Origin of the sequence: Bacillus sp. Au-Bac7, from assembly GCF_021341655.1 — a bacterium.
GTDB lineage: Bacteria > Bacillota > Bacilli > Bacillales > Cytobacillaceae > Niallia.
On sequence record NZ_JAJTTG010000001.1, the window covers coordinates 1,517,912 to 1,530,371 of the forward strand.

Below are 12,460 nucleotides of genomic sequence, written 5' to 3' on the forward strand. Positions count from 1 at the left end.
AAGCATGATGGGTTTGCAATTCTAATGCAATAGCACTGTATCTATTCTACCTCGAATAGACGGAATTGCAAATATTATGGCTGCACCTTTTTCCGCAAAAAGAATCCTTGCTTTATAAGCTTTGCTTATCGTTTCTTTATCATGTATTCTAGGATAAGAAATTGAGCTTTAATCGATATAGTTACGAAAGCAATGCCAATCATTCTTGAAAGAAACTTGTAAGGAGATTTGAAATGAAAGCTGTTGGGATAATTGTCGAATATAATCCATTTCATAATGGACATTTACATCATATCCAAAAAGCAAAGGAATTATCAGATGCAGATATTGTCATAGCAGTTATGAGTGGACCATTCCTGCAGCGGGGCGAACCTGCATTAGTTTCCAAATGGCACAGAGCAGAGATGGCGATTTCTGGCGGTGCTGATCTTGTCATTGAACTTCCCTATGCGTTCAGCGTACAACATGCAACCATTTTTGCACAAGGAGCAGTGCAGTTGTTGGACAGTTTACACTGTCATGCTGTTTGCTTTGGCAGCGAGTCTGGAAAAATCAATGAATTTATGAATGCATACCATATCTTGACTAGCAAGAATGCTTTATTCGCTGAAAGGATCAAGCAGCATCTGCAGGAAGGCTGCAGTTATCCAAAAGCAATGTCACTTGCCTTTACGGATTTAGCAACAGGTGAGGATAATATTGCCGACTTAACATTGCCAAACAATATTTTGGGCTTTGAGTATGTAAAAGCAGTAATGTCAAAAGGCTTGCAGATGGGTCTTTATACCATTCCGCGGATTAAAGCAAATTATCATGATTCATATTTTAGTTCCGAGACTATTGCCAGCGCTACGAGCATCCGCAAGGAAATTTTTGAAAAACATAGCGTTCAAACGATTGCACCCTACGTGAATACCACTACTCTGAAGATCTTAGAAGACTACAAACAAACCTTCTCTATTTTTCATCAATGGGAAAATTACTGGCCATATCTTAAGTTTAGGCTTATACAAATGTCACCGAGTGAACTGCAAACGATTTATGAAGTAGAGGAAGGTATTGAGAACCGAATTTTGGCGATTTGTCAAAAAGCAGATTCCTTTCAGGAGTTCATGTCCTTGTTGAAAACGAAACGCTACACTTGGACAAGGCTCCAGCGAATATGTGTCCATATTCTGACAAACACAACAAAAGGGGAAATACAAAAGAACGAAACACCTGCATACTTGCGACTGTTAGGCAGCACAAAACTAGGGAGAGCTTATTTGAAGAAGCACAAAAAGACACTTAAACTCCCACTTATCAGCAAGCTTTCTTCCATACAACATCATCAAATTGACTTAGACATACGAGCAGCATCTATTTATGCACTGGGTGCACACCCTGCAAACCAGAAGGAGCTATTAGCGATGGAATACAGTCATGTTCCTATCATGGTAGATGAATAAAAAAAAGGAATGACCAAGTAAAAACAGGTCATTCCTTTTTTTCTCTTTTCCATTTTGCTATCGCTTTTTTTATGTTAGCTGTATGCAGTCTTGCCTCCTCTTCTCCTCTTTCAATTATTTTCTCTAAATCGGTAAAAGCCTTGCTGTTAAACATTTCAACTTGGGGCCTTATCATAAAATCACTCGCCTCTTCCCGATAATTAACAAGCTCCCGCTGCATAATGTCAATACTGCGCATGATGACATCGTATATAGAGCTTATCTCGGCATCATTGCCTACATTTGCTACATCAACGGCAATCACTAAGTCTGCTCCCATTTCTTTCACGACAGAAACAGGAATCCTGTCGATTACTCCTCCGTCCACTAGAAGCCGCCCGTCCATTTTTTCCGGGACAAAAATGCCTGGAATCGAAATGCTTGCCCTGACAGCCTCTGCAATCGGCCCCTTTTTAAAGACAACCTTTTCTCCCAACGACAAATCTGTTGCGACAATCGCAATAGGGAAATCCAAATCTTCAATATTTTTTCCATACGTAAACAAATGAATAAGCTCTTTCACTTTGTTTCCTGCTATAAAACCCATTCTCGGGAGTGTGAAATCAAGATAATATTTTCGTTTAAAAAATTTAGAGATGAAATAAAGTCTGTCAATATCTGAGCCTGCCGCATAAAGGGAAGCAACTATCGCTCCAATGCTGCTTCCTGCGATATAATCTATCGGAATATTGGCCTCTTTTAATATTTTGATGACTCCGATATGCGCAAACCCTCTGGCACCGCCGGAACCAAGTGCTAATCCAATCTTCGGTCTATTCATTAAAGGAAAACCCTCCAATTATTTAATTTGGTCATAGTAATCTTATGGTCTTTTTTTTCTGCTTATGAGTATATTGTTTGGTAGAGGGCTAAAAGGACGAGTTTGAAATAGATGTTTTATAAAGGGGAGGGAATATATTCTTGTATCGTTCGAAAGTGAAAACCATAATTCTAGCTGGCACTGCATCTTTTTTAGCTTTTGCACTAGTTACATTCCCTGCAACAGCAGTCGAAGCATCCAAGGACGGTCTAAACACATGGTGGACAATCGTCTTTCCATCATTGCTTCCTTTTCTCATTTTATCTGAAGTTTTAATCGGATTTGGAGTTGTTCGATTTTTAGGGGTTTTACTAGAACCGGTAATGCGCCCACTTTTTAAAGTTCCAGGTGTCGGCGGGTTTGTATGGGCGATGGGGATGGTATCCGGCTTCCCTACAGGAGCAAAATTAACAGCCAGGTTAAGAGAAGAAAAGCAAATTACGAAGGTTGAAGCTGAAAGGCTCGTTTCCTTTTCAAATGCTTCTAACCCGATGTTCATTATCGGCGCCGTTTCTGCTGCTTTCTTTCATAATCCGAAGCTTGGATTTCTGCTGGCAGGAGCCCATTACTTAGCGAATTTTACTGTCGGTCTTTGTATGAGATTTTACGGAGTAGATGAAAAGATTCCGAAAGATAAAAAGAGCAGCAAAGTTCCTTCTTTGAAGCGTGCATTGCGGGAGCTTCATCACACCCGCTTGAAGGATAAGCGTCCATTAGGAAAGCTGCTAGGTGATGCTGTAACATCTTCCATACAGTCTCTATTAATGGTAGGCGGGTTCATCATTCTTTTTTCTGTTATTAATCGCTTGCTGTTTCACTTGCAGGTAACTTCCCTTTTGGCTGGGTTCATAGATAAATTCTTTGAGCTTTTTTCCTTCTCCACCGCTTTGTCTATCCCATTTATTGCCGGGATTTTCGAGATTACGCTGGGAAGTAAATTAACAAGCGGAGTAGAATCGAGCACTTTAATGCAACAAGCAATTGTGACAAGCATGATTCTTGGCTTTTGCGGATTGAGTGTGCAAGCACAGGTTGCAAGTATCTTAGCACAAACAGATATTGGTTTTAAGCCGTTCTTCTTCGCACGAATTCTGCAAGCTATTTTTGCAAGTATTTACACGTATTTGTTCTGGGATGTTTTCAGCGCGAATTTCCTTAATGATGATAAACCAGCGTTTGCGATGCCCGCGTTTTTAGAAGACCAGGGATGGATTAGCCAAGCTATGCAAAAATGGATGGAGATAGGTCCGGCATTTACCATTATTTGCTTGTCCGTTTATGTTGTCATCCTTTTCTTCCGGCTTCCAGGAAAGAAACGGACAGTTTAACAAAAAAGGGATTGTGAAAAATCTTCACAATCCCTTTTTATCTGTACTTTTTAACTGACGAAATTTTTCCTTTAACGCACTCTCAACCGATGGCGGTACGAGTTCAGATATATCTCCATCGTATTTACTGACCTCTTTCACAATACTAGAGCTCAAAAATGAATATTGGTTATTTGTCATCACAAAAAAAGTTTCAATTTCATCTGATAAGACTCTGTTCATAGATGTGATCTGCATCTCATACTCAAAATCAGAAACAGCACGAAGGCCGCGAATGATGGCAGTTGCATTGACACTTTTCGCATATTCAATAAGAAGACCTTCATATGAGGAGACAGTTACATTAGGAATGTCCTTTGTTACTTCCTTTATTAACTCAAGTCTTTCCTGCACAGAAAAAAACGGCTTTTTCGATGAGTTGTTTAAAACACAAACATAAACTTGATCAAAAACTTTTGCCCCTCTTTTAATAATGTCGATATGACCATTTGTGATTGGATCAAAACTGCCAGGACATACTGCAATACTAGCCATTTATGCATTTTCCTCCATATCTGTTTGTTTTGAATAAATCGATACAGCAATGATTCCATACTTTTCATATTTAATTTGCTGAAAACTGCCGATTTTTTCCGGGAGTGCTACTTCTGAACCATGTTCGCAAACTATTACACCATCATCAGCAAGGAGGCCCTCTTCATTAATAATCAGGACTAATTTCTCCAATTGCTGTTTTTTATAAGGCGGGTCTAAAAATATGTAATCAAAAACTACATCTCTTTTTATTAGCGCTTTAAGCGCCCTGTCTGCTTCATTGCGATAAACCTCTGCTTTAGCTTCCAATTTGCAAGCAGCGATATTCGTCTTAACTGTATGTATAGCTTTTCCATCCTTATCAACAAAAATGACCTTTTCAAGCCCCCTGCTTAACGCCTCAATCCCTAATCCACCACTGCCGGCAAACAGGTCGAGACCAATTCCGCCTTCAAAATACGGGCCAATCATATTGAAGATTGCTTCTTTCACTTTATCCGTAGTCGGTCTTGTCGAATTGCCAGGCACCGCCTTTAATGAAATGCCTTTATTCGTTCCTGAAACGACTCTCATCATACATCACCACTGATTTATTAGTTGATAGTTTATCATTGACTATCCTATCATAAACATTCCCGGGATTCCAACACTCATTTACACTTCTATAAAGAATCAGATATCGGCACACACAAATCTCAAGCTGTTTTTAATTTTTCACAAAAAAGCAAACTTTGATGTATAAGGTGCGCTTCCTTGGCAATACTGTAATTAACAACATCTATTCGAGGATGTTGTTGCCAACCGCGGAGAAGACTTACGTTTCCCCATAAGTTCTTCCTCCGGTTTCTCCTCTCCCTTTACCTTCTTTCCTGTAAGAGGATATAGAAGGAGCCTGCAAGCAAATAGCTTGCAGGTTTTTTTTTTCAAAATAAAAAAACCAAGATGTATTCTTAGTTTTTTTATATGCCCATCTTATAATCATATTCTTTTGCTTTGTCCGGTTTAGAATTTTCAAATTCCATTTTTAAAAACGGTTTATACGAAGGCTCTACTTTTTTCACAAATGAAAAGGAGTTTAACTTTTCCATTAGAGCTTCTGTTTCCGTTAAATTAGTATATAGCACAACATACTTTAATCGTTTGGAAATATAGTGGACATTTCCATATCTGCGCAGCATTTTCGCCTGCTTCAACGAATAAAGGTACACGATGATGCCTTGTCTCTGCCCTAGCATGATATTCCCCCGCTTCTATTTTTTTATATTCTAGCATAGCAATAAAAAAATTCATATGAATTATGTAAATTTTAGAAAGGTTCCGCCTTCATTAATCCATAAAAAAGGCGATGAAGCAATCATCATCGCCTTCTATCATTTATGCCGAACAGCTGCAGCTGCCTCCGCTTCCGCAGCCTCCGCTGCAGCCGGAAAGCTCATCGAAGAATGGGTTTCCTGTTGGTACCTTTACGAATTCAGAAACAGATCTTCCGATGATAACACTGACCTCATCGAGCAATTTTTGCAGATTATTTTCTGCTATCTTAAATGCAGCAACATTCTCGTCCATATCCATATCCCTTTTGAGCTGTCTGATTTCCATCATAACTCTCTTATACTCAGGATGATATTTGCCGAAGCGCTGCACTTCTTCGTACAGTTCTTTCATTTCATTAAAAGAAATGATTTTCCCCTGTGTTTCTTTATCAGTTATAAGGTTTGCCATGCGCATACGATATTGTTCTGCCACATCTGATTCCAATATCATTTCCGCTATGGACTCTGCCTCTTCTTGTAACATAAGCATTTCAGTTGTAGCAAGCACGATTAGCTCACCTCCAATTCTCATTTTAACTGATAAATACGAGAAAAGAAAGCAATCTGTTACGAAAACAGCTGTACATAAACTTGCCTTAACAGGACTTAGTTGATTGTCACGGTAAATTCTTTTTGAAACAAATTTATCCCTTTGTTATTAATAATTTTAAGAAGAGCTTGGTGCTGGCCGCTTTCTACATTCCTGACAACAAATGCGGCGCTTTTGTATTCCCCTACAGTCTTGCCGTCCATTTCTAATATAATTTTCCCTGTTTCCTTGCCACTGTCTTCGCGAAAAGAAAGAGATGGTGCTTTACAATCAATATAAACATTATTACCCTTAATGAGGTAATGCACGGTAATATCTTGACTCTGAACGTATGCTGATGCTAATGCTGTTTCACTTCCTAAATTCATTGCTGCTTGTCCTTCCTCCTTCACTTGAGGATCTGGAACGTCATTGTTGCAGCCATTCAAAAGGAATAAAGCAGGAATACAAAACATTAGAATTTTTTTCATAAGGAACAGCTCCCTAACATGAATTCTTTTCGTTTAGTATTCGCTGCTGCTTCCCTTTTTACTCACACAGAGTGCCGAAAATTTACCATCACGATTGTGAGTTCATTGCTTGGAACATCCCGACCATCATCGAGGCCATTTGGACACCATTGGAAAACTTCTCCACATGATGAGGAATAGTCTTTTTATAATAATGTAATGAAGCAACTTCAAAACTCTGTAATTCACCTGGATTTCTGCTTAATTGTCTGTACCAAAGCGGCTGTTCCCGGATAAATTGCTGCAATTCCCTGTTTTCCTCTAAGTACTCTTTCACGTTTTTCCTCAAAGATTTGCCTCCTTAATCTTTTCTAAATGCAAAAGGACCTGTCGGCTGTTGCACTTTACCTTTGCTGGCCTCTTGAGAGGGGCTGCTGTTTGGAGAAAACTGCGCAATGACACCTTGAATTGTACCAAGCGCTTGGTTGATATTAGCGATATAGCCTTGCAGCTGATTTTGATCCATATTTTTTATGGAATCCATAATAGAAGACATCCATAATGATTTACTTGTATTTGTTCCTGTCTCTTCGGTTTTTTCTGTACTTTGCCCTGTATTTTGCTCACTGCTCCAGCGAGCGTCTTCTTCTCCCAGCAAGTACCAATCTTCAAATAACTGCTGCCATGTTGCTTCGCCACTTCTCACCTCTTGAATAATGTGGGGATTCTCTTTCACAAACTCTTTAAATTGTTGGACTGAAGGATGAAGTTGTTTACCTGACATGCTTTTTTCACCTCTATTACGCTGAATTTGCCTACCTTACTATATGTTAACTTCCTTAAAAGGTGCCTAGTTGGCAAAAGAAAATTGGGCATAAAAAAGCACTTTTATTGTTAAGTGGATTCTTAGCAATAAAAGTGCTGCAGTTAACCTTTTACCATTTTTCAATAAAGTTTTGCGTGTAGTATTTATTATATACTCCTACACCTAAATGGGTGAAGCTTTCATTCAAGAGGCATTCCCTGTGCCCCTTGCTGTTCAGCCAGCCTTCCATAACAGCAGCTGCATCTGTGTATCCCGCTGCTATATTTTCCCCTGCAAGCTGATAAAAAACATCTCCTGTCTTGAGCCGTTCCTCCAGGTCGCCATATTTATCAGATGTATGGGAAAAATTCTTCGTATCATACATATCTACACTATGACCTAAAGCTACTGTTGCTGTGTCTTCATCCCATTGAACCTTCCCTAAATTAAACCTGCTTCTAATAACATTCGTAATATCTAATATTTGACGTTCATTGCCATCCTCAACAGCTTCATTTTCCTTCACTACCAAATCTGCTTCCAAAAGCTCTCCTCTGTATACAAGCTCATACGGCCTGATTTGAAGCAATGTTCGTGCATCCATATAACGGACGCTTGAGAGTGTTCCTGTAAACTTATCAAAGTACAGCTGCACATAATAATCGCCCATTTTCACAAGAGGCCTGTTGTTAATTTCATCTTCTGAAAGCTCAAACCGGTAGGAGGAGTCCTCATAATTCAAACTGATATTTGTCTCGATTGGTGTCTTTTCATATATATTGCCGATTTCTTCGCCAATCTTGTACGGAGCTATGTTCACATCTTGTCCAATTGCAAAAATCGTCACCACTTTATCATCGAGCACACCAACCTGAAAATATTTAGAGGAATCTTGATTGTATATCCACCATTCATATTCGTAATTGGATGGGTCTTTTCTTGCTGGTTCTCCGTATTTTTTGACAAGGTCCTTTGCACTGCTGCCGATCATGCTTCCAAGCCCCTCTTCAGGCATTGAAATCGATGTGTCTTCGTCCGCTTCTTCTGAAAGACCTTCATCGACTTTCGCTGAGTTCGTGCCGTCATCTACAAGGGCATCAGAGTTTTCACTTGTATCAGTAATACTCATGTAAAACCAGACCGCTAGCAATATAGAAATAATAATTACAATTCTGAGTAATGTCTTCAGAGGCTGAACCCCCTCTCTACCATCATTTCTATCATTATATGTTTGCTGCTTACTAAATAGTATAGCATTATTAAAATAAAATCTGATAGACTGAACTTTTTAGAAATTAAAATCCTAGTATAGCTTTAATAACAGAGGTAGTCTCTCCGCCATGATAGATTACATAAAGCAGTAAATAAACCGCAACACCGGTAATGGCAGTGAAGAACCAGATAATGCTCGTAGTTGGGCCAATCTTACGGTGAATTTCATATTTCTTCTTATAACCTGTGACAAGCATCGTAATTCCTAACACAGCGCCTGTTGTTGCTAAAGTGATATGAAAAATCAGAAATATTGTGTAGTATATTTTAATATCATCTGGTCCACCGAATGCAGTATTCCCGATAAAAATAGTTCTGGAAGCGTAGATGACAAAGAAAATAACCGCACAGATTGCGCCAATAAGCATTGCTTTTTGATGTGCTTCCAATTTTCGTTTGATTATTAAGCCCCAGCCAATTGCGACAAAAATCGCACTCAATACAATAAATGCAGTGCTAATAGTAGGTAAAACCGGTAGTGAATAATTCATTTTCAAACCCTCTCTAAATAAGTATTTTTAAAGGGAATTCCCTAAGCTTTTAACAAGTGTACCTTGCACACAATAAAAATATGTATGAAACAAGCAAGACAAAAAAAGGATATTCTAGCAAAAGGATAACACTTCTATTCGACAATCTCTCCAAAGTTTGTCTAGCTTTCCCTTTCATCTTAACGGCTTCCTAAAGCAAGAATCAAGTATACTGTGCCTGCTTTAGGAATTACTGTTAAGTAAGTCTGCCTTAAGTATTGGAGTTATGTTGAATGATCGTGTCTATCCATTGATAGAATATCCTCTTACTTAGATGATGAATGTGACAAGGACCATGGCAACGAATAAAATGGTCATATATTGAAGAGAATATACGAACATAGCAGTCGCCCATTTAATCTCGTCCTTTTTCTTGCTTGCAATAATACCTGTGATAATCCAGCCGATATTAAGCAATGTTGCCAGAATTAAGAAAGGAATACCAAGTTTCACTAATAAGAATGGCAATGGAAGTAAAGCGATAACCCATGCATACGTATGTTTTTTTGTTACTTCAAAGCCTTTTACTACAGGAAGCATCGGCACTCCTGCTGCTCTGTACTCCTCTACTCTTCTAATTGCCAATGCATAGAAATGCGGTGGCTGCCAGAAGAACATAATTAAGAACAAGCTCCATGCCATAATATCAAGATTCGGATCAATTGCCGCCCAACCGATTAAAGGCGGAACAGCACCGGAAAAGCTACCGATAACTGTGTTTGAAACAAGTCTTCTCTTAGACCACATTGTGTAGACAACCACATAGCTGAAAGCTCCTACCAATGCAATCACCGTTGCAGAGATAGTCGTTAGAAGCATAAAGAATGTTCCGATTGCAAGCAAACCGAATCCGAGAACTGCAACCTTGCCTGGTGTGACTTTCCCAGTAACAGTCGGTCTCTCCTTAGTTCTTTCCATCAGCGGATCAATATCCCTGTCAATATAATTGTTTAGTGCACAAGATCCTGCAATAATTAAGGCTGAACCAATTAATGTATACAAGACTGTGTCGATATTCACCAAAAATTTCTCTCCAGAAAAATGCAGCGCCAGCCACAATCCTGTAAAGACTGTAATTAGGTTAGAATTTACAATACCTACTTTGATCAGCGCTAAGAAATCCTTCCACGCAGATGTTTTTGGCAGTGATTCTTCCCCGTCAACCTGAGCTTCAGGATACGCTCTATAATTTGCCATAGATGTTTCCTCCCTTATTTAAACCAAATCTATATCCTTTATAAAAAGCTTAAAAGTGCAATTGGAATTACTGTTCATTCCCACTTAAACTCATCTTTCCTTTATATAAACATAAAGGTAAATGATTGTTTGTGCCCAATTTCACAATTATTAACAACATTTAAACGATGAAAAAAGGCCCTTTTATAATTAAAACATATTTCAATCTTTTTTTCCGCATTTTTTTACAAAAAAATAAAAGTCTCTCTATGCGAAATAGATTCCTTCGACCCACAATCTATTATAAATCTAATTGCCCCGTTAGCCAAATAAAATAACTGAAATGGATATACTTCACTTACATAGGAAAATTAAAGAAGATGCCCTAATCCACTAGGGCATCTTCTTTATGCTAGATTCTTTCCTGCTGTGCGATTCTTTTTCTCAAAGGAACCTCAGGAACAGCCTCTTCTCGATTTTTATACACTTTTTCATATTTAGTGAACATCGAAACATTCAGCAATATTCCCATGCCTATGGCGAGCTGTACAAGCGATGACCCTCCGTAGCTTACGAAAGGGAGCGGAACACCTGTTAGAGGTATCACTCCTGACACACCGCCGATGTTAATGAAAGACTGGATGCCAATCATGCTTGAAATCCCGATTGCAAGGAGGCTGCCAAAAGGATCTTTGCATTTCAATCCAATATATATACCTCTTAACACGATATAGCTTAAGCATACGACTACAAAGCCTACTCCAAAAATACCGAGCTCTTCTGCAATTACCGCCATAATGAAGTCTGTGTGGCCGTCTGTTAAATATCCGAGCTTTTGTATACCCTGTCCTAATCCAAGACCTTTTAAGCCTCCTCCGCCTATGGCAATAAGCGAGTTGCTCATTTGGTAGCCGGTGGATTGGACCATGTCTTCAGCAAAAGGCGAATCCATAAATACGAAAATCCTGCTCAGCTGCTTTTCAGTCAAGACATCTTTGCCAAAAAGCTGAAGAACTACTACAGCAATTGCCACTACAGCAAGGCCGATGCCGGCTAGCTTTGACAAGTTCTTCAAACTCATTCCGGAACAGATAATAATCGTTGCCGCAATCATGAAGATTATCGCTGCTGTTCCAAAGTCAGGCTGTAAGCCGACAAGCATACATACAAGCAATAAGTATGCGAGCGGCGGTGCAACCCCTCTGTTAAATTCGTTTATGTAAGATTGCTTTTTCGCATAGATGGCGGAGAGATAAACAATCACCGACAGCTTAACGAATTCCGCAGGCTGCAGGCTTGCCGTTCCAAGCTTATACCAGCTTTGTGCATTTCCTGCCACATGACCAAGAACAAAAACACCGAAAAGACCAATTAACGATATAAAAACCATGGGAACGAGAAATCTATTGCTCATAAATGCCTTATAAGGAAAAAGGGCGACAACAATAAAGGCCACTCCTGCCACAAGCAAGTTAAGAATCTGTTTCTTATAAAAGAAACTGCTGCTGTCTTCCCCATAATATTGGACAGATGATACCATACTGGCACTGTATATCATAATTACTCCAAATAGAGAAAGTAATACCATTGCAACAATCAGTGTATAATCATATGATTTTAAGATTTTTTTGAACATCCGCTGCTACCCCTTACTAAAGTTTAAGCAATGACAATACATTCGCTGCCATTTGTTTCAATTCCTGCCTATTAGCTTGGAAGTTTTTCTTTTGCTGCTTTTACTATTCTAACATGATATAAAAAATATCACATGGATTTCAACAATAAAAAAACTCAAACAATAAGTTCGTTTGTTTGAGTTCGCTTATTATTTTCTTATAGACGCTTCATGTAATACTGAGAGTTCTTTTTCTAATTCGTCTAGTATCTTCTTGCCGACGCTTTCTTCCACTAACCCTAACCGAATAGCAAAATCTATCTCCTTGGATAATCCAAACATTTGTGTATCCAGAACTTCTTCATATAAAGGACATTGCGGCATTGTTAAGTTATCCATTTGAACTTTTATAAGCTTTAGTATTTTGTCAGCATCTGCTTTTAACAGTGCATTTGCTTTCTCTTTATGGTTTATGATCATATCAGAAGTCAACCCTATCCCCCCGTTTCCGAGCGATTATCCTATCTATAAAGTTTAAACTCAACATAGGAAAATTGCAAGAACTATCACAAGAAAGTTAT

At 38.8% G+C, this 12,460-nt stretch carries 15 protein-coding genes; 2 read left to right on the forward strand and 13 right to left on the reverse strand.

What is annotated here, in order from left to right; translation table 11 throughout:
* Nucleotides 1-233 precede the first annotated feature (233 nt).
* Nucleotides 234-1,448: a nucleotidyltransferase gene (locus LXM54_RS07895; protein WP_233314519.1), complete on the forward strand. Its 1,215-nt coding sequence runs from the start codon at nt 234-236 to the stop codon at nt 1,446-1,448.
* 28 nt (nt 1,449-1,476) lie between these two features.
* Here LXM54_RS07895 and LXM54_RS07900 read toward each other — a convergent pair whose 3' ends face one another.
* Nucleotides 1,477-2,268: a patatin-like phospholipase family protein gene (locus tag LXM54_RS07900; RefSeq protein ID WP_233314520.1), complete on the reverse strand. Its 792-nt coding sequence runs from the start codon at nt 2,266-2,268 to the stop codon at nt 1,477-1,479.
* Between the two features lie 140 nt (nt 2,269-2,408).
* Between LXM54_RS07900 and ylbJ the strand changes: the two genes are divergently transcribed.
* Nucleotides 2,409-3,635, forward strand: a complete 1,227-nt coding sequence (gene ylbJ / locus LXM54_RS07905; RefSeq protein ID WP_233314521.1) for a sporulation integral membrane protein YlbJ — start codon at nt 2,409-2,411, stop codon at nt 3,633-3,635.
* Between the two features lie 24 nt (nt 3,636-3,659).
* Here the strand turns inward: ylbJ and coaD are convergent, their stop codons facing one another.
* The 12 genes from coaD to LXM54_RS07965 form a co-directional block, all read right to left on the reverse strand.
* Nucleotides 3,660-4,169, reverse strand: a complete 510-nt coding sequence (coaD, locus tag LXM54_RS07910; RefSeq protein WP_233314522.1) for a pantetheine-phosphate adenylyltransferase — start codon at nt 4,167-4,169, stop codon at nt 3,660-3,662.
* Nucleotides 4,170-4,742, reverse strand: coding sequence for a 16S rRNA (guanine(966)-N(2))-methyltransferase RsmD (gene rsmD, locus LXM54_RS07915; RefSeq protein WP_233314790.1), 573 nt, complete (start codon nt 4,740-4,742; stop codon nt 4,170-4,172).
* Nucleotides 4,743-5,128: 386 nt separating this feature from the next.
* Nucleotides 5,129-5,404, reverse strand: a complete 276-nt coding sequence (locus tag LXM54_RS07920; protein ID WP_233314523.1) for a YlbG family protein — start codon at nt 5,402-5,404, stop codon at nt 5,129-5,131.
* A 139-nt stretch (nt 5,405-5,543) separates the two neighbouring features.
* Nucleotides 5,544-5,990, reverse strand: a complete 447-nt coding sequence (locus tag LXM54_RS07925) for a YlbF family regulator (RefSeq protein ID WP_233314524.1) — start codon at nt 5,988-5,990, stop codon at nt 5,544-5,546.
* 98 nt (nt 5,991-6,088) lie between these two features.
* Nucleotides 6,089-6,502, reverse strand: coding sequence for a hypothetical protein (locus LXM54_RS07930; protein WP_233314526.1), 414 nt, complete (start codon nt 6,500-6,502; stop codon nt 6,089-6,091).
* Nucleotides 6,503-6,590: 88 nt separating this feature from the next.
* Nucleotides 6,591-6,830, reverse strand: coding sequence for a YlbE-like family protein (locus LXM54_RS07935; RefSeq protein WP_233314527.1), 240 nt, complete (start codon nt 6,828-6,830; stop codon nt 6,591-6,593).
* Between the two features lie 12 nt (nt 6,831-6,842).
* Complete coding sequence (locus LXM54_RS07940) at nt 6,843-7,265, reverse strand: YlbD family protein (protein ID WP_233314528.1); 423 nt, start codon at nt 7,263-7,265, stop codon at nt 6,843-6,845.
* A gap of 151 nt (nt 7,266-7,416) precedes the next feature.
* Nucleotides 7,417-8,475, reverse strand: coding sequence for a CAP domain-containing protein (locus tag LXM54_RS07945; RefSeq protein ID WP_396953775.1), 1,059 nt, complete (start codon nt 8,473-8,475; stop codon nt 7,417-7,419).
* Between the two features lie 106 nt (nt 8,476-8,581).
* Nucleotides 8,582-9,049, reverse strand: a complete 468-nt coding sequence (locus LXM54_RS07950) for a DUF420 domain-containing protein (RefSeq protein WP_233314530.1) — start codon at nt 9,047-9,049, stop codon at nt 8,582-8,584.
* Nucleotides 9,050-9,358: 309 nt separating this feature from the next.
* Nucleotides 9,359-10,285 carry a heme o synthase gene (gene cyoE / locus LXM54_RS07955; RefSeq protein ID WP_233314531.1) on the reverse strand — a complete coding sequence of 309 codons (927 nt, stop codon included), beginning with the start codon at nt 10,283-10,285 and terminating at the stop codon, nt 9,359-9,361.
* A 391-nt stretch (nt 10,286-10,676) separates the two neighbouring features.
* A complete protein-coding gene (locus tag LXM54_RS07960; protein WP_233314532.1) occupies nt 10,677-11,900 on the reverse strand; it encodes an FtsW/RodA/SpoVE family cell cycle protein in 1,224 nt (407 codons plus the stop codon).
* A 189-nt stretch (nt 11,901-12,089) separates the two neighbouring features.
* Complete coding sequence (locus tag LXM54_RS07965; protein WP_233314534.1) at nt 12,090-12,371, reverse strand: YlaN family protein; 282 nt, start codon at nt 12,369-12,371, stop codon at nt 12,090-12,092.
* Nucleotides 12,372-12,460: the final 89 nt, after the last annotated feature.